Here is a 22460-nt window from a genome sequence, read left to right as displayed (position 1 = left end):
AACTTAATGTTAAAACCTTTATTAATTGAAATAGGAGTTGAAGAACTTCCGGCAATTCCGCTTTTAAAAGAACTTCCTAATATTGAAAAAAAATGGCTCTCTATTTTAGAAAAATATGATTTAAAAGCTAATTTCAGTTTTTATTATACACCAAGAAGATTAACATTATGGCATAGGGAATTTCCTGTTAAACAAGAAGATAAAATTGAAGAAATTTGGGGTGCACCTAAAGAAATCATTGAAAAAAACCCGAAAGCTTTAGAAGGGTTTGCAAAAAAATGTAATATTCAACCCAATGAAGTTATATTTAAATCAAAAGGAAACAAAGAATTCGCATATTTCCAAAAAGAAGTAAAAGGAAAAGAAGCAAAAGAACTTCTACCTCAAATGATAAACGAATGGCTAAATTCCCTAAATTTCGGTAAAACTATGAAATGGGGAGAATGCGAAGCCGAATTTATAAGACCTGTGAGATGGATTCTTTGTATGCTGGAAGATGAAGTTATCGTATTTGACGCATACTGCGTAAAATCGTCTAATATTACCAAACCTCACAGGATTTTCAAAGAAGATATTGAAATCGGTTATGTCGGTGATTATTTCTGCAAACTTGATAAACACGGCGTAATCCTTTACCAGGACGAAAGAAAAGCCAAAATTTTAAGGGAAATCGAAAAACTTGAAAAAGAGAATAATATTAAAGTTGAAATTGACGAAGATCTTTTAGCGGAAATCGTGGCTATTACCGAATACCCAACCCCACTTCTTGGAAAATTTGACGAAGAATTTTTGGTGCTTCCTCCAGAAGTTATTATTACTTCAATGAAAGAACATCAAAGATACTTCCCTGTATACAAAGACGGAAAACTTACAAACGCATTTGTGGTTGTAAGCAATGCATATACGAATAATTTCGACAAAATCATTGCAGGTAATGAAAAGGTGCTTAGAGCAAGACTCTCTGATGCCCTCTTTTTCTGGGAAAACGATCTTAAAAATGGACTGAGTATCGAAGGACTTAAAGACATCGTTTATATGGATGGACTTGGAAGCGTATATGACAAAGTAAAAAGAGAAGAAAAAATAGCCGAAATTCTTGCTGATAAATTTGGTGCCGATAAAGACAAACTCATAAAAGCCGTAAACCTTGCAAAAGCAGACCTTTTAACGGAAATGGTTTATGAATTCACTGAACTTCAAGGAATTATGGGGTATTATTATGCAAAAGCTGCGGGAATTGATGATGAAATAGCAGTTGCAATAAAAGAGCAATATACTGATGAAGCCAGCAATAATACATCGGCACTTCTAAACATCGCAAGAAACCTTGATACGTTAATGGCGCTTTTCAGCATAGGTAAAATTCCAAAAGGAAACAAAGACCCATTCGGACTCAGACGTGCTGCAAACTACATAATAAAAATAGCTAACGAAAACGATATTGATCTTAATATTAAAGATATCATTAACGAACTAAAAGACAATTATAAAAATTTTGATACAAACTCACTTATTGATTTTATTTTCGAAAGACTTTATAAATTTTACGATGTAAACCCTTCGGTTATCAGAAGTGTTCTTGCTACAGGTGAGAGCAACCTCAGAGAAATAGATAAAAAAATAAAACTGATTAACGAAATGGTAAATTCAGAAGGTTTTAAAGAACTCTCAACCACATTCAAAAGGGTTGCGAATATCGTAAAAGATTTTGATCTAAATTCTATAAACGTTGATGAAAACCTGTTTGAAAAAGAAGAGGAAAAAGCCCTTTGGGAAGAATTTAAAAAAGTAAAAGGAATCAAAAGCCTTGAAGAAAAACTTGATTTTCTTGTATCGCTCAAACCTTTAATCGACAAATTTTTTGATAACGTAATGGTAAATGTCGATGATGAGAAAGTAAGACACAACAGAAAAAGCCTTATTGCGTCAATTTATAAAGAATTTCTTGATATTGCGGATATCAAAGAAATTACATTATAAATGGAGAATGGAGAATGAAAAATGAAGAATTAATTAATATAATAATTAACGGACACGAAAAAAAAATCAAACAAAATACAACCATCAAACAGCTTTTGGAAGATCTGAAAGTGCTTGATAAAACAATGGCGGTTGCCGTAAATATGAAAATTGTAAAAAAAGACGACTGGGATAAATACACCCTTCAGGAAAACGATAAAATAGAGGCACTCAATTTCGTAGGGGGAGGATAAACTCCTTTTTTTTAAATTAAATATACCCACACTTTCTTACAATGTTTTAATGTTTACATAGTAATAAATTAAAATTAAAAGAGTAGTTACATAAATATTATATATTTGGTATCAAACACCAATTTAACCAAAAAAATATATATAAAATAAACTTTTTATATCAACACAGCCTTTATACAACACGTTACACCTTATATGACAGATACTTTTTCAATTATCTTCTAATATTTATTTGTCAAATACCAATTAGTTGATACCTTTCCTTAATTATATATTTTCCACTCTCCAGTGCAACATTTTCCATTTATCACTTTCCACTTTTCATTATTCAGTCTTATTAGTGCCGAACATCTAAACATATTGTAACCAAAGTTATATTTAATCTATTATCAAACAAATAACGAATCATTATTATTTGAAAGGTTAACATAGAAGAGCTGTAAAGAGAACCCTTTACTTTTTAAATATAAAAACTCCTACTTGACCAAAATTAAAGCTATCACTTTTTAAAGTTTTAAATCCATACTCTTCAAATAAATTCACAAGTTGGCTTGGAGTGTAAAAATTTTCAATCGAATTTGGCAGATATTCATACGCTTCTTTGTTTTTACTGAGAATTCCACCTATTTTCGGTAAAAACTTATTAGAGTAAAAATCTACGCATTTTCTTAATTTATTAGGATTTTCAGCTTTAACGAATTCCAAAACAAGAACAACTCCGCCGTTTTTCAAAACCCTGTAAAATTCTTTTATCGCTTTTTTAATTTCAAGCACGTTTCTAATGCCAAATGATATGCTAACTCCATCTATAGTATCACTTTCGCAAGGAATGTCTGTAGCATAAGCCTGATAAAACTTAAGATTTGAAAATCTTTTTTTTGCAACTTCCAGCATACCACTGCTTGGATCAAGTCCGCAAATATGTGTTTTTATATTTTTTTTATTTGCTTCTTTTTGCCATATTTCAATCATATCCCCCGTTCCACAAGCAACATCCAAAATTTTTACTTCAGGTTTGTCAATTATTTCCAAAGTCTTTTTAATAGCGTTTTGACGCCATTTTTTATCAATTCCAAATGTTAAAACCCTATTTACAAAATCGTATCTGTTCGCAATGGAATCGAACATTTGGACTATCTGTTCCTGTCTGCTCACGCTTTCTCCTAAATGATTATTCATTTGTAATTTTATCAAAATTAACAAATTCTAGGAAGTAATTCTCCTTTTGGAAGTTCAATGTATCTTTTACTTCCCCAAGGAGATATTAATATAACCTTTTTATCATCAGTAACCTGCCCTATGATTGATGCACTTGTATTGAATTTTTTAAGAATCTCTTCCGCTTTTTCAGCATCTTTTGCCGACACTGCAACCACAAACGTTCCCTCGTTTGCCAAATCCATAGGCTCAAAACCGAATATTTCGCAAAGCCCTATTACCTCATCTGAAATTGGAAGTTTTTCTTCATTTATTTCAATTCCCACACCGCTTGCATTTGCCCATTCGTTAAGAACGGCACTAAGCCCTCCTCTTGTGGCGTCACGCATAGCTTTTATATCAATGCCTGCATTTATAAGAGCTTCAACTTCTTCCCATAAAATCTTACAATCGCTCTCGATATCCGTTTCAACTTCATATCTGTGTGCCATTACGACAGTTCCGTGTCTTCCGATATCACGACTCACGATTACAACATCGCCCTTTTTAAGATTATGTGCACTAATTCCCGGTTTAATAACAGTTCCTATTCCCGATGTGTTTATAAATATCTTATCGACACTTCCCGCAGGCACCACTTTCGTATCCCCAGCAACTATTTTAGCGCCAACTTTTTGAAGCTCTTTTGCCATAGTTTTTACAATCTCTTCAAGCTCACTAAATTCAAGTCCTTCTTCAATCATAAATCCGCATGTTATATATTCAGGTTTAGCACCCATCATTGCAAGATCGTTACATGTTCCGGCAATAGAAAGCTTTCCAATATTACCGCCATTAAAAAAAATAGGACTGACTGTAAAACTATCTGTAGTAAATGCCGTTTTCCCACTCATTTCCACAACAGCAGCATCTTCCGCACTCTCAAGCACAGGGTTTGAAAAATTTTTATAAAACAAATCATTTATTAGTTTATTTGTCTCTTCCCCTCCACCGCCGTATGCCAATGTTATTTTCATTGTTTTCCTTTTTGTATAATTTTTCACTTTTCATTTTTAACTTTTCACTACCTTGCATATCTGTAATAAGCATTACATGCACCCTCGTCACTTACCATACAGCTTCCAAGAGGTGTGCTAGGTGTGCATGCAGTTCCGAATACTTTACAATCAGTTGGATTTGCAAGCCCTCTTAAAATCTGCCCGCAAATACAAAGTTTATGATCGTCAATTGGCTCGTTTGGTAAAATATCCGCAAACACTTTTTCAGCGTCAAACTCAACATATTCGTCTCTTAATTTCAATGCGCTTTTCGGAATGTCTCCAAGTCCTCTCCATCTGAAAGTGTCTCTAACATCCATATATTTATCAATCATTTTTTGTGCCAACACGTTTCCTTCCCATGTTGTCGCACGTTTATACTGAATTTCGACTTTAGGCTCGCTTTTTAATTTCTGACGCACAAGCATCAAAATACTTTCCATTACATCCACAGGCTCAAACCCTGCTACAACCACAGGAGTATTGTAGCTATCCACTAAAAACTGATAACTTTTAGCTCCGATTATTACACTTACGTGGCTTGGTCCTATAAAAGCGTTTATTTTGGCTTCACCGCTGTCCATTATTGCTCTCATCGGAGGCGGAACAAGCACATGGTTTATATGATAATAGATGTTTTTAATACCTTCTTTAAACGCCCTCTCCATCAAAGCCGCAGTCATAGGTGTAGTCGTTTCAAACCCTATTGCAAAAAACACAACCTTTTTATCAGGGTTTTCTTTTGCTATTTTAAGAACGTCCAAAGTTGAATGAAGTGGTCTTACGTCAGCCCCTTCAGCTCTTACTTTCGCAAGCGAACTTTTACTTCCGGGAACCCTTATCATATCCCCAAGAGTTGCCAAAATAACCCCGTCCTGTTTAGCAAGTTCGATCGCATGATCGATTCTCTCTTTTGGCATTACACACACGGGACACCCAGGGCCGTGTATGAATTCTATATTTTCAGGCAAAAGCTGCTTGATTCCGTATTTCATAATTGTATGCGTATGCCCGCCGCATATCTCCATCACCCTCATAGGCTCTTTAAGGCCTTTAGCTTCTTTTCTGATAAGATCAGCCAAAGTTTTCATAGCAGTTGGGTCTCTGAATTTAAAATACAGATCTTTTAGTGTTAAATCACTCATTTTCGGCTCCATTCAGTTTATTGTTTTTTTTCTTCTTCCTCCGGCTTATATAAAAGTGGGCCGTCTTCATTGACCAGTTTTTCTGGATCTATCGCAAAATCATCCTCCATTGCGGCTTCCGCCAGCATCTTGTAAACCTCTATGCTTTCAAGGGCTTCTTTTTCATCGATTTTACCCATTGCGTATCCTACGTGAATCAACACGTAATCTCCCGGTTTTACCTCTTCTTGAATCAAATCAAGACTAACCTGTCTTTTTACTCCCAGAGTATCAACTTCTGCTATATTGTTTTCATCTATACTCAAAACTTTACTCGGTATTGCAAGACACATTTTTTCTCCTTTTATTTCTCAATTCTTCATTCTCAATTCTCAATTGACTTTAAGTGTTCTTCTCTTTTTTGTTTAATCCAATCTATTATTTCATCAAGCCCTTCGCCTGTTTTATTGTTAAGTAGCACCACTGGAACTCCAGGTTTTAGTTTTCTTGCGTTTTCAATTGCTCTTTCGATATCAAAATCAAAATAATCAACCATATCCGCTTTTGTAATAACGACTATGTCAGCTTTTCTGAACATTACAGGGTATTTTTCTATTTTATCATCACCTTCTGGAACACTTACGAATACCATATTGTAATGAGCCCCTACATCGTAACTCGCAGGACACACAAGGTTACCCACGTTTTCAATAAACGCAACTTCCACATCGTCAAACGGAAATTCAGGCATTGCGTGTTTTACCATTCCGGCATCAAGATGACAGGCTCTTCCTGTTTGAAGCTGGAATGACCAGATACCTTTGTTTCTGATTCTCTCTGCATCTCTACTCGTTTCCAAATCTCCTTCAATTACTCCGAATTTATACGGCAGTTTGCCTGCTAAATTTTCAAGAGTTGTTGTTTTACCGCTTCCTGGAGAGCTCATCATATTAAAACATGTTATTTTATGTTCATCAAAAGTTTTTCTGATTTCATCCGCCATAGCGTTGTTTTTAGAAAGAATTTTCTCAATTACGGTAACTTTATGTGATAACTGAGGGTTGTTTTTAATATCTTCATTGATAATTTCAGCCATATTGACTCCTTTAATTTTAAGTAGTTATGTGCCTAAGTTGTGAAGTAGATAAGGTATAATGAATCTTCATTCTTTATATACTTAACAACTTAACTACTTCACGACTTCATAACTTGAATTATACACTGAAAATTTAAAAAAAACTTAAAATCTGGGTTTTCTTGTATATGTTTTGGACTTTTAGAAGTGTAAATGATAATGAGAATGAATAAACTTTTTGTGTCTGTGTCTGTGTTTATGTATAAGGTTTGCCTGTAACAGCACATCAAGATTCTTCATAAGTTCTTCCATATCCCCGTCATAAACAATTTTATGCCTTTCATCCATTACAACAGCTCTTTCACTCATTTCATACGCAACCGCCAGATCATGAGTCGCAATAATCGCAGTAATGTCAAGATCATAAATAAAATCTATAAACCATCCTGTGGTTCTCGGATCCATAGCTGCTGTCGGCTCATCAAGAAGCAAGAGTTTTGGTTCATACACCATAATGGAAGCAAGCATCACCTTTTGTTTTTCCCCTCCGCTTAGTTCAAGCGGAGACTTCTTAAGCAGTTTTTCTATATTGAATTCTTTAGCTATCTCTATAACCCTATCATCAATATTATCAAATCTGAATTCTTTAAGAGAAAACGCTATTTCATCATAAACAGTCGGATTAAATATCATAGCGTCTGGATTTTGAAAAAGAATGCCTACCTTGCTTCTGAATTCCTTTTTTACTTTTCTTTTTTTAATAAGGACGTTTTCAAAATAATATTCACCCCTGTTTAAAAAATAGAGTCCTGCGATTACCCTTAAAAGAGTCGACTTACCGCTTCCATTGTTTCCCAAAAGAACAAGTTTTTCTTTTTCCTTAACCTCTAAATTTATATTTTCAAGCGCTAAATTATCCTCATAATAAAAATATCCGTTTTTAATACTCATAATTTCTTTCATCTTCTTCACTTTTCATTTTTAATTTTTCACTTTTCACTCTCAAAAAACCCTCTCGCCCTCATGGCAAGCGCTTTTTCTTTAGAATCTCTCATAGCCTTTTTGAAAAAAAACTTAAACGTATTTGCTATGAAATCTTTTTCTTTATCCTTTAAACTAATAACTCTTGATCTAAAAGCCATCCTGAAATCTTCAAAGGTTTTTTTATATGAAAAGATCTGTGATAATGTCATTGTCATCAAATAACTTAGATCTTTTGAAAAAGAAAAAAATTCAACAACATTTACCCTTTCAAAAAACCAGAAAACAAAATACGTCATTAAAAAAACTTTGAGATTTATATATGTCACATAATCACAAGGATTAAAACCTTCAATATATCCCATCAAAACATAACCGACACTCACACCTAAATTAAATAAAAATATTGAAACAATAACCCTTTTGCTTCTTTTTAGCATTTTTTTATAATCAATCACCAATAAAACCAAAACTCCAAGGAGTATTGCTTCAATATTTTTCAAATATAAAAAAAGAAAGAAAAAAGCAATAAAAAATATTCTCACGCTTTTTTCCTTTTAACCATTAGATAAATAAAATAATAAATTGCGAATACAAGCACCGCACCCACGATCGCACTTATATAATAGCCCAATACATCACTCGCTCCGGGAAGCGAATAGTCAGGCAAAATATATTTCATATGAATAGAGTTTTCAATTTTCTCAATTCCCTGAGGCATAAAACCTAATACTTTTTCAAAATAACTGCAATCCCACTCCCCCCATGCAGGTGCGTCTGTCAATAGCCCTAATGGAACAAGCGCAATTAAAACCCCAAGCATTATATAAAGTTTCTTTTTCATGCCGCAATCCTTTGAATAGTTTTTTCGCCAACAAGTTTATATACTATTTGAGTAAGTATTCCTTCTGCAAACCCGATAATTAGATGAGCACTCAGCATTGCAGGAATTGCAACTTTTAGCCCGAACGGGAAATATTCAGGATGCCCGTTTGAAACCCAAAATATAGGCTGAATTCCAAGAACAATTCCAACAACCAGTGCAGAAGCCAAAATACCTACATACCCGGCTATGAAAGGTGCGAATTTATATTTTTTAAGTGCGTTAAATACGTAATAACCTACAAAACTTCCAACAAATCCCATTGATAAAGAATTAATTGCCCAGGCACTTATTCCTCCATCTCCAAACACCACCGCCTGAATTAATAGCACAAGTGAAACCGAAACAAACCCCACCCAGGGACCGAACAGAATTGCAATCGCTACAGCACCAACTGCATGGGCAGACGTTCCTCCTGGAATAGGAATGTTAAACATCATAATTATAAAACTTAAAGCACTCAGTGCCGCAAGAGTCGGAAGAGTCTCTTCGTTTAATTTTTCTTTAAGTTTTTTAAACCCGTAATACCACAATGGTGCCGCTACGGCATACGTTACCGCACAAGTTACAGGTGAAATGTATCCGTCAGGAATATGCATTTTTTCTCCTTTAAATTTTTTTACAATGAATTGTAACTCAGTTTTTTAAGGAAAACTTAAAATTTTTATATTCTTATATATTTTTAGAACTTAAATTGAGGTTAATTAATTAAGTTTTAGTCCTATTTATATACAAGTAATAAAAATTGAATCTGTTTCTTTTTCACAATAATCATATTTCCTATCTTTTACCATTCAAAGCACAAAATTTTTAAGATTATCTAAACACTAAACTTATAATGCAGAATACAAACTTAGAACAACCAAAACTTAAATTAAATATTGAAAAAGTATCAAAAAACAACCTTAAGTTAACATATACAGCGACATACATCACAAAATACAATAATTTAATTTGCAATTCATTTATGTATTAACTATTTTATTTATAAAACAAACCGTTTGTATTTAAGCATCAAAAATAGTTTTAGAGTTGATACACCATACATACAATATAACAATATCACGTCTAACATATACACTAACAAATACAACTACGTTATCTATATAAAATAATGAAAAGTAAACAAGGAATTTCACACAAATAGCTTTCTGGTGCCAGACACTTATATGAGAATTAAGAAGGAAAACTTCCTTCTTGAAGAAACTTTTTAAAAGGCTTATTGAAATTTTATAACAGAAACCTTAAACTTAGATTAAATGATTATTCATTAACTTAATTTTTAAAAACCACGACATCAATGCCTCTGTAACTGCAAATATCCACATCAATATTATATATTTTTTTTATCAGCTCGGCAGTAATTATTTCCCTGCCGCCTTCCGCTTCAATTTTACCACCTTTCATAAAAATAAACTTATCACAAAAACGAAGCGCAAGATTTATATCATGCATTACAAGAATACTTAATATTTTTTTTTCTTTTGAAAATTCTCTTACAAGTTTAAGAACCTCAACCTGATTTTTTATATCAAGGTTATTTGTAGGTTCATCCAAAAGCAGAACCTCACTCTCCTGCAAAAGTGCCCTTGCGATTACCACTTTTTGCAGTTCTCCCCCGCTTAATTCATTCGTAGGCGTAAAAGCTTTGTTTTTTAAATCAAGTTTATCCAAAATATCCTCAACCCGTTTTAAATCCTCTTTTTTAGGTGAGCTCTTAAAATAAATCTTTCTACCAAGAAGTAAAGTATCAAAAACGTTTAAATATCCTCCCTCACTTTTTTGATTCACATATCCTATTTTTTTGCCAAGTTCGGAAAAATCAAGTTTATGGATATCCTCTTCTCCGAGATAAACAGTTCCTTTTTTTGGCTTAATGACTTTTGCAATCGTTTTTAATAGTGTTGATTTTCCGGCTCCGTTTACACCCAATATAGCAACCACCTCGCCTCTTTTAAGCTCGAAACTTATATCATCAAGTATTTTATCGCTTTTATAGCAAAACCTTAAATTATCTACAACAAACCTCATATTATTTCCTATATATTTTAATAAGAAGTATCAAAAAAAGAGGCGCTCCGATAAAAGATGTAAGAATCCCGACAGGCAGTTCTACCGGCGATAAAAGAACTCTTGAAGCAATATCCGAAAGCAGTAAAAGCCCCGCGCCTATTATTGCGCTAAGAGGCAGCAAAAACCTGAAATCCCCGCTTAAAAGCCTCGCAAAATGAGGAGCGATAAGCCCTATAAAGCCGATTATTCCGAAATATGCAACACTTACGGCGCTAAGAAGCGTGGCTATTAAAAGAGATACCAGTCTTAAACGCTTGACGTTTACCCCCACGTTTTCACTCTCAACTATATCAAGTGCGTTAAAATCCCATTTTTTTATATAAAAATAGATTAATCCAAGCATAAAAACGGCAAAAAGCACACCGATACTGAAATATTCCGCCTTGCTCAAATCGCCGAAACTCCAGTTAATTATATTGCTAAGTTCCAAATCATCGGCAAAATACTGCAAAAACATACTTCCGCTTCCAAAAAGCGCACTGATAGCTACACCGCTTAAAATCAAAACTTCGGGAGTAAAGCCTCTGAGTCTACTAAGAAAAAGTATTATAAAAGTAACGACATTAGCGCCGATAAAAGCAAACAAAGCAAGATAAAACGAATTAAAAAACACTATACTTAAACTCGCTCCAAACAGAGCCCCATGCGAAATACCGAGAGTAAAAGGTGAAGCTAAAGGGTTTTTTAAAATATACTGCATAACAAGCCCTGCAACACCCAAAGATGCCCCGACAAACACTGCAGCAAGGCTTCTTGGTATTCTTATTTCATATATTATAAAATATTCGTCGTTTTTATTAAAAAAAGCGTCAATTATAGAGAAAAAAGTATAATTACCTTCTCCTGTTTTAACTGAAAAAATAAAAATAACAATAAGCACAATAAATGCAAACAGCGTCAAAAAAATATTTTTCTGTAAAAGTTTTATATATTCCTGCAAACAAACCCTTTAAAATAGTCTTTTAAATCCTCCGAAAAATTCGGCCATAGAATTATAACAAGGTTTGCCCACCAAAAACTTATAAATCTCATCCGTTTTTTGTTTAATATCGATATCTTTGAATTTTCCGGGCGCAAGAACTTTGCCGATATAATACGTATCCGCGTAAGCCGTTCCTATATTGGTCATATAATTATTATACGGCAGTATCCCGTAAATTTCGTGTGTTTTATATGCTTTGAGGTGTTTTATAAAACTATCTTTAATAAACTTCATTCCGCTTTCGTCTATAAAAATCACATCCGGATTAAGCTTAAAAAGCGTTTCTTTATTTATAAAAATCTGTGATTTGGCGTCTGAATTTATTACGTTTTTAATACCCAGCATCTCAAAAGGAGGAAATTTAGGCATGGTTGAAGTTATACCGTGAAGTCCTTTGAATGCCACGGCACCGATATAGATCTTTTTATCGGTTTTGAATTTTCTTTTTTTGATATCTTTATCAAGATTTTTAATATACTTTGTTACATCCTCGGCTCTTTTTTGTTTATTAAACACTTCTCCTAATATTTTAATCGAATTAAAAAGTTTTTCATTGGCAAACGTCCCAAGCTTCCCGTAACTTATCACCACAACCGGAATACCTGTTTTTGCCGTTATCATATCGGCTTTGCTTTTTGAAATATATCCGGCGATTATTACGTCGGGTTTTAATGAAATGATTTTTTCAAAGTTAATCTGCACATTAGGACCGCCCATTCCGACCACAGGCAGTTTAAGCAGCTCTTTATGTGTGAGTATGTAAGGACGTGCGAAAATAAATTTTTTTTCTCTTTTTTCAATTCCAGCAACTTTATCTTGTGAGCGAAGATAAACCACCAGCCTCAACGCCCCCGGCCCTACGGCTACAACCTTTTTAACATTATCAGGAATATTTACAATTCTGTTTAACGAATCGGTAATAACTTTCGCATTTAAAATTATCGCAACTATTAACAAAACAAGTTTTTTCATGTGATAACTCCAAAGAGAGGGATTTTCTAAAAGGGTCACTGAAATGATAGCACAAAAACTTAAATTTTTCTTAAATTTTAATTTTTCTTATATAATTTTAGAACAAAACTTAAAAGGAATAAAATGAGCTGTGTTTACTGCGACCATTACATCCTGTATAAATTAAAAGACGGCTATTACAAATGCGCCAAATGCAAAAGAAAATTCTCGCCTAAAAAAATTGACAGAAAAGCAAAAATACTGCATGCATTCTTATTGGAATACACCCCGAGTCAAATTGCCGAAAAATACGGCTTCGCATACGCCAGCGTTGTAAAAGAAATACAGCATATCAGAGAGGTTATGGCAAAGATCTGCGAAGACGAGTTTTTGAAAAAAAACGAAATAACCGAATTTGACGAATATCTATATATCCCAAAAACCAACAAAAAAGACATAAAATCAATATATAAAGCCCAAAACTTTCTTACAATAGATTACGGAGGCAAAATATACAACATATTACTTAACGATATGAAAGTATATGAAAACATGGACCCGGAAGAAATCAAAAAACTGCTTCGCCAAAGCCATATAATCAAAATCAAACAAAACATCAATATTCCTATGTTTTGGGAATATTTTGAAAATTTTATTACAAAATTCAAAGGCATAAAAAAAGATAAATTTTTTTACTACCTTAAAGAAGCGGAATTCAGGTTTAATAAATTCAAAATAGAAGTAAAAGATATAGTCTAGTAAACTAAAACAGAACTTTTAATTGGTTTTAATGTTTTGTTTTTAATAAACTCAATAAAAACTTCATCTTCAATAAATCCTGTGTCTTCTTTTTTGAGGTTTTTAAATTCTTTGTAATAATCACCGCCGTTTGCAATATAGGATATGGTTACAAATTTATATATTTTTTCATCTTTTATAGGTTTCCCATTTATTTTTAATTCCACTATTTTAGAATTTTTTATTTTCATTTCGGCGTTTGCTAAATAAGGAAAAGCACCGCTGTTTCCTTTCATAGCCCTGCTTACTGCGTTTTGAAGTGTAGTTTTTAAGATTTTACCTTTTATTTCTAATATTACTAAGGAATTTTTAAATGGAAGAATGTTATAAATCTGTCCGAGCGTAATATTGCCCTGCGGTATTTCTCCTCTGATATCACCGGCATTTATCAGGGCAAAATCAGTTAAATTTTTGGTTTTATTATAAAAAGCAAACGCCACATACTGGGCAACAGCTGAAAAAGAGCGGTGATTAGGAACTCTTTGATTTGAAAGATCGGTTTTAGATTTTGCAATAACCTTATTCATTAAAATATCTATTTTTGGTTTATATTTTTTTATAATTTCCTCTATTTTATTATTATTTGTTTCTATTTTTATATTTTGAGCTTTTTTAATATATTTATATATTGAAGGGCTTTTAATTTCAACTTTTTTATCAGAAATTTTTCTTAAAAATCTGTTATCTACAAGCATTACCGGTGTTCCGTTAAAAGAGACAATTTCACCTTTTTTATTAAAAGAAACGTTCAAATCCCCAACAACAAGCCCCCATTTCCAAGCCGTAACAATCAACGTTTTAGTTTTGTTATGTTCTATGACCATTGGATATTTACCATAAGATTGCAATCCCAAATTACTGAAATCACCAAGTAACGTATGGGAATGCCCTCCGACTATTACATCAATGTCAGGTATTTTTTTGGCTAATATTTTATCTTTTTCTATTCCTAAATGCGTCAAAAAAATAATTTTATTGATTCCCATTTTTTTTAATTTTTCAACACTTTTCATGGCTGATAAAAGATAATTATTAAATAATACACTTTTTCCAGGCTTTGATATAACCGAAGAATTTATGGTATCACCAACAATTGCAACTTTTTCCCCGTTTATTTTTTTAATTATGAAAGGTTGTATAATATTTTTTAAATATTTGTTTTTCTTAGCGTTTATATCACAAGCCAAAATCGGAAAATCAGCCTTCATTACAAAATTTTTGGCAAATTCATAAGCACCATTATCAAATTCATGATTTCCTATTGTAAAAGCATCGAGTCTCATTTTATTTAGAATCTCTATATCGGCTTTCCCTTTAAAAAGCATATAATACAAGCTTCCCTGCAATGCATCACCTGCATGTAAAACCAATGTATTGGATTTTTTCTTATGAATAATAAAATTTGCTATTTTTGCGTATCCTCCTGCAAAAACGTAGGTGTTTTTATTATTTATTTTTATTTTAATTTTTGTAGGTTCGATGTGTGAATGCGTATCATTGAGGTGTATTATTTCCAGATTAAAACTTTCTTGTTTATTCGGTGTTTTAACACACCCAGTAAACAATAAAATGATTAAAAAAACTAAAAATTTTCTATACTTCATCATAATGAAGCTCAATTCCTTTACTGGTAGTTACAAATCCCCTTATAATAATTTTTCCTTCATGAACCATTTTGTGGTGTTTTTTGCATAAAGGTATGAGGTTGTATTTGTGATGAACAGGCATATGATTAATAAAGCCTTCTTTCGCCTTTTCTTTTTCTTTTATATGATGCACGTCTTCCACCGGCTTGCCGCATATCGCACATGTGGTGACAAAAAGGTTTTTGTTGTATCTGCTTTTTTTCTTTTTCAAAAGAAGCTCTATTTCGCTGTATTCATCCGTGAGTTTTTTACGTATGTTTTCAGCAAGTTTAATAAACTCTTTATCCATATAGATCGATTTTGCAAACTCAAGCCCGTAAACACTGCTTCCACTTCCATCTTTCAGTTTCCTGTCGTATACGAGTTTTTCCCCGTCAAACCACACTTCAAGGTGTTTTGCCACAACGTTTGAGAGGTTTTTAACCTCATCTATATCCATAAGCTGATGCAGGTGTGTGGCAAAGAGAAAGTTTATTTTTCTTTTTGCAAGTTTGATAACGGCACTCGCCACAATAGCAAGGGCTGAAGTGGTTTCAGTTCCGTGTGCTATTTCGTCACCAAGTACTAAAGAGTTCTCGTTTGCTCGGTTGAATATGTTTTTAAGCTCAAGCATCTCAACCGCAAAGGTTGAAAGCCCCTTGCTTAAATTATCACTCGCCTCTATTCTTGTAAAGATCGCATTATACGGACTGAACTCCATCTCGCTTGCAGGCACGAAAAAGCCCGCCTGAGCCAAAAACACCGCAATTCCGACACTCTTCATAAGTGAGCTTTTACCGGAGCTGTTGATTCCGTATAAAAGCATTCCGTCGTATTCGTTAAAATCGATATCATTAGGAACATAAACGCCGTTTTCCTGGTTTATTTCAATAAGCGGATGCCTTAAGTCTTTAAATCTCGCTTTTACGTTTTTGATTTTAGGTTTTGTGTAGTTGAACTCTTTTGCGACCTTTGCACTGCTGACCGCCACGTCTATTTTTGCGATTTCATCGGAAAGGGAATTGAGTAAATCAAACTCCCTTTCAATCTCCTCAAGTTTTTTAATAAAAAGTTTGGTTGTTTTTTTTATGATTTTGTTTTGAAGTGCGATTATTTTATCGCTGATCTCTTCAATTTTATCACCGTTTATTTTCACGCTGTTGGTAAGCTGTTTAATCCTCAAATCGTCAAAAAAGAGTTTCTCCCCGTCTATATCTATAAACGTTTCATGAAGTTTGTCTTTTATCATATTGAATCTGTTTTTTGTAAGGGTAAAATAAAACCCTTCCTTATCAAGCTGGTTTATCTCAACTTTTACATCCCCCAGGCTTTCGATTTTTTTCTTAATGCTTAAAAGGTTTTTATAATATTTCTCTTTTTCATCAATAAGCTCGTCAAGCGTCTTATCCACACCCCGTTTAAAAAAGCTCTCTTTAATATCTTCAAGTTTTACGTTTATTTTATCAAGCTCAAAATTTCTTTTTATATAATCGCTGAAATTGTCTATTTTTGTTGTTCTTTTTTTGAGTTTGATGTAAATTTCGCTTATCGCCTCAAGGGATGTCAGCAGGAAACTAAGTTCAAACGGATGTAGTTTTTTAAGTTTTATTTTCCTGTCAATCTTTTCAAGGTCGTAAATATCCCTTAAAAGCGGTTCGAACTCTTTATAACGGTTAAGCATAAAGCTAACAGATTTATACCGCTTTTCAAGCTCGTTTTCATCACGCACCGGGTTAAAAAGCCTCTCTTTTATAAGCCTTTTTCCCATTGCAGTTTTTGTTTTGTCTATAAGTTTTAAAACTTTATAAATTTCAAGCTGTTTTATCGGATTGTTACCGAGATAGACGAACTTTTCATCTTCAATCAAAACAGGCTCTTTTAGTTTTGTAAGAAGCTCTTTATTATGTGCTATTACAAATTCAAGTAGTATCCCCAGAGACTCCGTCACTAAAGGAAACTTTTCAAAATTCATAACTTCAATGGGACTGAGCAGACTCTGAATGTTGTAAACCCTTTTGAATATTTCATTCTGATAACTTATATCCATTCTAGTGCGGTTTATTATAATATTTTTACCATCAAGTTCCAGATAATTTACAATCTCGTCACACTCTACGTTTTTAAGTGTGAGGATAATTTCATTTGACTTATACGTCTGAAGCAGCCTGAAAAGCTCATCCAAAGCAAAAGTAGGATCGTCTTTTGTGGAGTAGTTTTCATATACGTAGCTTTTCCCCGTCGTAACGTCCACATTCGCAAACCCCACATGATATGCCGAATATTTCTCAATAATTATAGAAGTTACGTAATTTTCAGGTGTTTTATTGTATTCGAGATTGACCCCCGGAGATATTATTTCACTAAGATACCTTTTTACATTCGGAGGCGTTCCTTTTTGTTTTATAAGTATGATTGTGTATTTGTTCTCTTCAATCAGTTTTTCAAGATAACGATCAAGAGCATGATTCGGAAACCCGGCCATCAGAGGGTTTTTAACGTCAATATCGGGTATTGATTTATTTTTCTTAGTGAGCTGTATGTTTAGCACATTTGCAATTTCCCTAGCTTTTCCGACCCCTTCAGCCTCATATGTTTCAAAAAATGTTCCGACTTCCATCAATACAACGGCATTTGGATAAATTAAGTCGTAATATTTTTGCAGATCAAAATATATTTCAGTTAAGAGCTTTTTTGAAGCGAGGAGTTTATTAATGTCCATGCCAGCCTTTTTTGTGTATAATTATACACTAATTTTAAAGGCGGATTATGGATATTTTGCATATTGCCGTAACACTTTTTCTTATTATGGATCCGTTTGGAAATTTTCCGATAATACTCTCACTACTTAAAGACTATAACGACAAAGAAAAACTACAGATTATCATAAGAGAGCTTATTTTTGCGTTTGTGGTTATTTTTATTTTTATATTCTTCGGCAAAAACATTATGAACTTTTTGGGACTCAGGGAAGAGTCCGTTTCAATTGCCGGAGGAATAATTCTTTTTTTAATTGCACTTAAAATGATTTTTCCAAGCAATGAGCCTATGTTTGGCAAAGAAAACGAACTTTATCTTGTCCCTATTGCAATTCCTATGATTGCAGGGCCTTCACTTTTGGCTACACTTATTTTATTCGCATCCCAATATAATATTGGCGCTGTTTTAGGTGCTTCTTTCTTATCATGGACATTAAGTGCGTTAATCATTATAATTTCACTCAAATTTTCCAAAATAATCCCAAACCGCGTTTTCAGTGCGATTGAAAAACTCATGGGAATGCTTTTAATTTCACTCTCCGTCCAGATGCTGCTTGACGGAATTGCCAAATATTTACATTTTTAAGGGGAAGTTATGAAAAAACTGATCATTTTTGCAATTATTGCAACTTTTTCATTTGCTTTTAACTGGAACAGTTTAGTAGGAGTATTTAAAAAAACTGTCAACACCCTAAGCTACACAATAGAAACAAGCGGAATCAATCCGAGGGTATATGAGTTTGACACACAGGGGTATCCGAGAATGCACTGCGTAGTAGTCTTCAGAGACGATCCAAAAGCCGCACCCGCCATGCAGTGTATCGAAACAAAACCCGAATACATTAAAATGAACGAGAAACTGAAATGAAACAGTTTCAAAAATCAAAAGTCCTTTTAATAACATTTGCACATTTTACACACGATATTTTCTCAGCCCTTTTAGCCCCTATTCTGCCGCTTCTTATTGAGAGACTCGGTATCAGCCTTACACAGGCGTCTTTTTTGGATATCGCAAGAAAAATACCTTCACTATTCAACCCTCTTTTAGGTCTTATCGCCGAAAGAAACGACGCCAAATATTTTGTAATCCTCACACCTTCAATTACCGCGATATCAATGGGGCTTTTGAGCCTTACCTCTTCTTACGCGGTTGCTTTATTTTTACTTTTTATCGCAGGAATAAGCGCAGCATTTTTTCATATTCCAAGCCCCACTATGATAAAAGAATTCTCAGGCAAAGAGAGTGGTAAGGGAATGAGCTATTTTATGGTCGGGGGTGAAAGTGCAAGAACCGTTGGGCCAATTTTGGCAGCCGGGGTAATATCCGTCTGGGGACTTGAGGGTATCTGGAAACTTACACCTCTTGGAATACTCTCAAGCATTTTTCTATACATTAAACTCAAAAACTACAAAACAACTTTTAATGCCAAAAAGTTTGAAAAAGGTGAAATCAAAAGCGTTTTAAACAAAGTAAAGCCCTTTTTTACAATACTTACGATTTTTATTCTTTTCAACTACACTTCAAAATACGCAATATCTCTTTACCTTCCTTTGTTTCTCACACATAACGGCTACAGTGTGGAGAGTGCGAGTATCGCTTTTGGAGTACTTCAGGGATTCGGAATTTTGGGAGCCTTTTTTGCCGGAAGGTTTTCGGATAAAATTGGAAGGGTAAATATGCTTATAATCTCAAGTATCGGCTCGGCTCTTTTTCTGATTCTCTTTTTACTTTTTTTCAAAAACGCACTTTGGATTTTACTCGCACCTCTTGGATTTTTCCTTTTTACTTCCTCACCGGTTCTGCTGGCGTTTGTGCACGATCTCAAAACAGACAAACCGACTTTTATCAACAGTATTTACATGGGAATAAATTTCGGAGTAAGCTCCATTATAGTCTATCTTGTAGGACTTGTGGGGGAAAAAATTGGTCTATTTAAAACATTTGAAATTACGGTTGTATTAACGCTTGTTTCAATATTTTTTATAAACAGACTCAAAAAATAATCTCAACCCCTCTCACATTCCCCGCCAAATCGTTAAAAAATTCAAAACTTTCAGCCTTATCTTTTAAAAATTTACTTAAAAGATCTTTTTGGTTATACCCTATCTCTATTACCGCAGCTTTGTATTTCAGATCTTTTGCTTTAATAATTAGATCTTTTACAATATCAAGCCCGTCATCTCCTCCGTAAAACGCCAGATCCGGTTCAAATTCATTAGGTTTTTTCCAGCTGTTTTCCACATACGGCGGGTTTGAGACCAAAATATCGGCTTTTATAAAATTATCTTCAACTACAAATCCGAATTTTTCAATTTCATTTATATTTATTATCTCATTCTGCTCTATTTCCTCTTGATTTACACTGCTTTTTATTGAAAACAAATTCGCTTTTACAACTTTAACTTTATTATCCATACCATTTAATATAATATTTTTTTGACAAACTTCTATCGCAGTATCGCTTATATCCGTTGCAATAACTTTAGCATTTGTATGCTTGGCAATTTCTATTGCTATAACTCCGCTCCCCGTGCAACAATCCACTACTTTACACTTTTCACTTTTCGCTTTACATTTTTCATTTATTAACTCTATCGCTCTTTCCACCACCACTTCCGTATCATCCCTTGGAATAAGCACACCCTCTTTTATATAAAACCTATCTCCGTAAAACCAGACTTCCTCAAATATATATTCAATCGGATACCCTGATTTTACTTTTCGCAAAATCTGAGTTGCATCTTTTGGCACTTCCAGATCATCATGTAAAAACAGCCAGGTTTTATCTTTATTTAAAATTTTTTCAAGTATATAGCTTCCGTTAGGATTTTTTAAAAAATCTTTTATTTTCAAACCAGCCTCACATCCACAAAACTGCCATTTTCAAATTCGTCAAGTTTATCAATAGTATTTACAATTCTTTCAACTCCTTCTTCCAAACTTACACGTCCGGCTTCAACCCTGTCAAGGCTTGGAAATTTGGAATGATCACCGCTTATTACCTTATCTACCATATCCGTATCAATAACTCCCGGAGCTAAAGCGTAAATTTTAGAATCAATCTCTTTGGAATAAATACTTACCATCATATTTACCGCACATTTGCTTAAAGAATATCCTCCCCAGCCAGGATTTCCGTTTACAGCCGCCCCGCTACTCATTACCACTATTTTTTCGGTAAAAGGAGCAAGTTCGTCTATCAAAACCTTATTAGCCCACACATTAATATCAAATATATTTTGAAGCTCTTTAACACTCCAATACTTCATCTCTTTAATCTCACCCGATATTCCCGCATTTAAAATAGCCAAATCAAGCTCTTCTATTTCAAGAGATGCTACGGCATGAGGTATCTTTTCAAATGCACTTACATCTAGCCTGTAAAACCTAAGAGCATCGTCAAAGGGATTTTTTCTGCCTATTGCATAAACTTCATTCCCGTTTTCAATATAATACTTCGCAAGTCCGTATCCTATCCCTCTGCTAATTCCTGTAATCAATACTTTCATTTCTCATTCTCCAGCTTTTCAAGTCTTTCTAAAATAGGAGGATGTGAATAGTAAATAAACGAATATAGTTTGCTGACTCTTGGAAAGTGTTTGTTTTCGCTTACAAGTTTTTTAAGTGCGCTTGCAAGGTCTTTTTTGCTTACAAGCTCACTTCCCATTTCATCGGCAGCAAATTCGTTGTGTCTGCTGATAAGATTTACAAACGGCTGCAATACAAAGAAAATCACTTCACTGAAAAGCAATGCCAAAATAATTATATTAGCTCCAATTTTAGGTACCATAAGTTCTTTAAAAAGAGTATCGGGCAGATTTCCAAATATTGCAAACAGGACAAAAAGCATCACTCCCACAACTGCAATGTTTTTGAATATATCTTTGTGTTTGAAATGGCCAAGCTCATGACCTAAAACTGCCAAAATTTCATCTTTTGTAAGTTTTTTAAGAAGCGTATCAAAAAGCACTACCCTTTTAGTATTACCAAACCCTGCAAAATAAGCATTTAACCTCGTATCCCTTTTACTTGCGTCCATTACATATATACCGCTGCTTTTAAACCCGACTTTAGCCATCATCTCTTCAATGGCATCTTTAAGCTCTTCATCTTCAAGAGGAGTAAATTTGTTAAACATCTGTGCAAAAAAGGGATATAAAAGATTAATCATTATTACTACACCGAATGTAAATACAAATCCGTATAACCACCAGTTTTGAAAATTCTCAATAAAATATATAAGTCCTGCAAAAAATGCACCCCCAAAAATTAGAAAAATAAATATTTTTTTAATTTCATCAACAAAAAACATACGCCAAGGTGCCACATTAAACCCAAATCTTTTATCTATATGCTTTTCCCAAATATTTATTGGTAAAGTCAAAATATAATTAATAGTAAAAAAAGCTAAAAGTATTTCAAGCTCACTAAGCAAAGAATTACTTTTGTATAGTAAGAAATTAATAATAAACAGGCCACCACTAAGCCAAAAAACAACTAAAAATAGTGAAATTAAAGCATTAAAAATATTAAGTGTATGTTTATATATAGAATATATAGCTGCGTCTTTATATGTATCTATATCCATTAAAACTGCACCTAAACCAAATACATTTTTTATATATAAAACTTCTTTAATTTCTAAAATTATTTTAATAAAAACATATACACCAAATATTCCTATTAATAAATTAACCATTATTACCCTTTTTTTATGTGAATTATAGCATTTAAACTGATTTAAATCAGTAGTTATTAAGAGTAAATAGATTACAAAAGATATATTAATAAAATATAAATAAT

At 33.4% G+C, this 22460-nt stretch carries 23 protein-coding genes; 6 read left to right on the top strand and 17 right to left on the bottom strand.

Annotated features, from left to right (window positions below):
* The first annotated feature begins 6 nt into the window (after positions 1 to 6).
* Together glyS and thiS are read left to right on the top strand one after the other, a co-directional pair.
* The gene (glyS, locus tag ACYQ19_RS00115) at positions 7 to 1980 is read left to right on the top strand and encodes a glycine--tRNA ligase subunit beta (protein WP_459977155.1); all 1974 of its coding nucleotides are present in this window, start codon (positions 7 to 9) and stop codon (positions 1978 to 1980) included.
* A gap of 14 nt (positions 1981 to 1994) precedes the next feature.
* Entirely contained in the window at positions 1995 to 2213 is a 219-nt protein-coding gene (thiS, locus tag ACYQ19_RS00110) for a sulfur carrier protein ThiS (protein ID WP_459977153.1), read from the top strand.
* A 453-nt stretch (positions 2214 to 2666) separates the two neighbouring features.
* Here the strand turns inward: thiS and ubiE are convergent, their stop codons facing one another.
* The 12 genes from ubiE to ACYQ19_RS00050 form a co-directional block, all read right to left on the bottom strand.
* The gene (gene ubiE, locus ACYQ19_RS00105) at positions 2667 to 3368 is read right to left on the bottom strand and encodes a bifunctional demethylmenaquinone methyltransferase/2-methoxy-6-polyprenyl-1,4-benzoquinol methylase UbiE (RefSeq protein WP_459978223.1); all 702 of its coding nucleotides are present in this window, start codon (positions 3366 to 3368) and stop codon (positions 2667 to 2669) included.
* 41 nt (positions 3369 to 3409) lie between these two features.
* Entirely contained in the window at positions 3410 to 4387 is a 978-nt protein-coding gene (hypE, locus tag ACYQ19_RS00100) for a hydrogenase expression/formation protein HypE (protein ID WP_459977151.1), read from the bottom strand.
* 47 nt (positions 4388 to 4434) lie between these two features.
* Positions 4435 to 5553 (bottom strand): hydrogenase formation protein HypD, encoded by a 1119-nt coding sequence (gene hypD / locus ACYQ19_RS00095; protein ID WP_459977149.1) that lies wholly within the window; start codon positions 5551 to 5553, stop codon positions 4435 to 4437.
* A gap of 17 nt (positions 5554 to 5570) precedes the next feature.
* A complete protein-coding gene (locus tag ACYQ19_RS00090; protein WP_459977148.1) occupies positions 5571 to 5885 on the bottom strand; it encodes a HypC/HybG/HupF family hydrogenase formation chaperone in 315 nt (104 codons plus the stop codon).
* Between the two features lie 32 nt (positions 5886 to 5917).
* Entirely contained in the window at positions 5918 to 6628 is a 711-nt protein-coding gene (gene hypB, locus ACYQ19_RS00085; protein ID WP_459977146.1) for a hydrogenase nickel incorporation protein HypB, read from the bottom strand.
* Between the two features lie 180 nt (positions 6629 to 6808).
* Positions 6809 to 7570, bottom strand: coding sequence for an energy-coupling factor ABC transporter ATP-binding protein (locus ACYQ19_RS00080; RefSeq protein WP_459977144.1), 762 nt, complete (start codon positions 7568 to 7570; stop codon positions 6809 to 6811).
* A gap of 26 nt (positions 7571 to 7596) precedes the next feature.
* On the bottom strand, positions 7597 to 8091 hold the full coding sequence (locus tag ACYQ19_RS00075) for an energy-coupling factor transporter transmembrane component T (RefSeq protein WP_459977142.1): 495 nt from the start codon (positions 8089 to 8091) through the stop codon (positions 7597 to 7599).
* Positions 8092 to 8129: 38 nt separating this feature from the next.
* The gene (locus ACYQ19_RS00070) at positions 8130 to 8432 is read right to left on the bottom strand and encodes a PDGLE domain-containing protein (protein ID WP_459977140.1); all 303 of its coding nucleotides are present in this window, start codon (positions 8430 to 8432) and stop codon (positions 8130 to 8132) included.
* The gene (cbiM, locus tag ACYQ19_RS00065) at positions 8429 to 9070 is read right to left on the bottom strand and encodes a cobalt transporter CbiM (RefSeq protein ID WP_459977138.1); all 642 of its coding nucleotides are present in this window, start codon (positions 9068 to 9070) and stop codon (positions 8429 to 8431) included. The genes ACYQ19_RS00070 and cbiM overlap by 4 nt, the downstream gene beginning before the upstream one ends.
* Positions 9071 to 9746: 676 nt before the next feature.
* A complete protein-coding gene (locus ACYQ19_RS00060) occupies positions 9747 to 10502 on the bottom strand; it encodes an ABC transporter ATP-binding protein (protein ID WP_459977136.1) in 756 nt (251 codons plus the stop codon).
* Between the two features lies 1 nt (position 10503).
* On the bottom strand, positions 10504 to 11484 hold the full coding sequence (locus tag ACYQ19_RS00055; RefSeq protein WP_459977134.1) for a FecCD family ABC transporter permease: 981 nt from the start codon (positions 11482 to 11484) through the stop codon (positions 10504 to 10506).
* 9 nt (positions 11485 to 11493) lie between these two features.
* The gene (locus tag ACYQ19_RS00050) at positions 11494 to 12498 is read right to left on the bottom strand and encodes an ABC transporter substrate-binding protein (protein WP_459977133.1); all 1005 of its coding nucleotides are present in this window, start codon (positions 12496 to 12498) and stop codon (positions 11494 to 11496) included.
* A gap of 123 nt (positions 12499 to 12621) precedes the next feature.
* On the opposite strand from ACYQ19_RS00050, the gene ACYQ19_RS00045 reads away from it, so the two are divergent.
* A complete protein-coding gene (locus ACYQ19_RS00045) occupies positions 12622 to 13236 on the top strand; it encodes a hypothetical protein (RefSeq protein WP_459977132.1) in 615 nt (204 codons plus the stop codon).
* On the opposite strand, the gene ACYQ19_RS00040 is transcribed toward ACYQ19_RS00045, so the two are convergent.
* Both ACYQ19_RS00040 and ACYQ19_RS00035 read right to left on the bottom strand, forming a co-directional pair.
* Complete coding sequence (locus tag ACYQ19_RS00040) at positions 13233 to 14882, bottom strand: bifunctional metallophosphatase/5'-nucleotidase (protein ID WP_459977130.1); 1650 nt, start codon at positions 14880 to 14882, stop codon at positions 13233 to 13235. The two genes, ACYQ19_RS00045 and ACYQ19_RS00040, sit on opposite strands and share 4 nt — an antisense overlap.
* On the bottom strand, positions 14869 to 17619 hold the full coding sequence (locus tag ACYQ19_RS00035; RefSeq protein ID WP_459977129.1) for a MutS-related protein: 2751 nt from the start codon (positions 17617 to 17619) through the stop codon (positions 14869 to 14871). Before ACYQ19_RS00035 ends, ACYQ19_RS00040 begins: the two co-directional genes overlap by 14 nt.
* A gap of 47 nt (positions 17620 to 17666) precedes the next feature.
* Here ACYQ19_RS00035 and ACYQ19_RS00030 point away from each other — a divergent pair, with 47 nt between their 5' ends.
* The 3 genes from ACYQ19_RS00030 to ACYQ19_RS00020 are packed head-to-tail and all read left to right on the top strand — an operon-like array spanning position 17667 to position 19660.
* A complete protein-coding gene (locus ACYQ19_RS00030) occupies positions 17667 to 18242 on the top strand; it encodes a MarC family protein (protein ID WP_459977128.1) in 576 nt (191 codons plus the stop codon).
* A gap of 9 nt (positions 18243 to 18251) precedes the next feature.
* The gene (locus ACYQ19_RS00025; RefSeq protein WP_459977126.1) at positions 18252 to 18524 is read left to right on the top strand and encodes a hypothetical protein; all 273 of its coding nucleotides are present in this window, start codon (positions 18252 to 18254) and stop codon (positions 18522 to 18524) included.
* A complete protein-coding gene (locus tag ACYQ19_RS00020) occupies positions 18521 to 19660 on the top strand; it encodes an MFS transporter (RefSeq protein ID WP_459977124.1) in 1140 nt (379 codons plus the stop codon). The genes ACYQ19_RS00025 and ACYQ19_RS00020 overlap by 4 nt, the downstream gene beginning before the upstream one ends.
* Here ACYQ19_RS00020 and ACYQ19_RS00015 read toward each other — a convergent pair.
* Genes ACYQ19_RS00015 through ACYQ19_RS00005 form a run of 3 tightly spaced genes read right to left on the bottom strand, consistent with a single transcriptional unit; the run spans position 19650 to position 22356 of the window.
* Complete coding sequence (locus ACYQ19_RS00015; protein ID WP_459977122.1) at positions 19650 to 20510, bottom strand: N5-glutamine methyltransferase family protein; 861 nt, start codon at positions 20508 to 20510, stop codon at positions 19650 to 19652. The genes ACYQ19_RS00020 and ACYQ19_RS00015 overlap by 11 nt on opposite strands.
* Entirely contained in the window at positions 20507 to 21166 is a 660-nt protein-coding gene (locus ACYQ19_RS00010) for an SDR family NAD(P)-dependent oxidoreductase (RefSeq protein WP_459977120.1), read from the bottom strand. The genes ACYQ19_RS00015 and ACYQ19_RS00010 overlap by 4 nt, the downstream gene beginning before the upstream one ends.
* Positions 21163 to 22356: a M48 family metallopeptidase gene (locus tag ACYQ19_RS00005; RefSeq protein ID WP_459977118.1), complete on the bottom strand. Its 1194-nt coding sequence runs from the start codon at positions 22354 to 22356 to the stop codon at positions 21163 to 21165. The genes ACYQ19_RS00010 and ACYQ19_RS00005 overlap by 4 nt, the downstream gene beginning before the upstream one ends.
* Between the last annotated feature and the right edge of the window lie 104 nt (positions 22357 to 22460).

This window comes from Nautilia lithotrophica, assembly GCF_054656815.1.
This window is presented reverse-complemented; position numbering and strand designations above follow the sequence as displayed.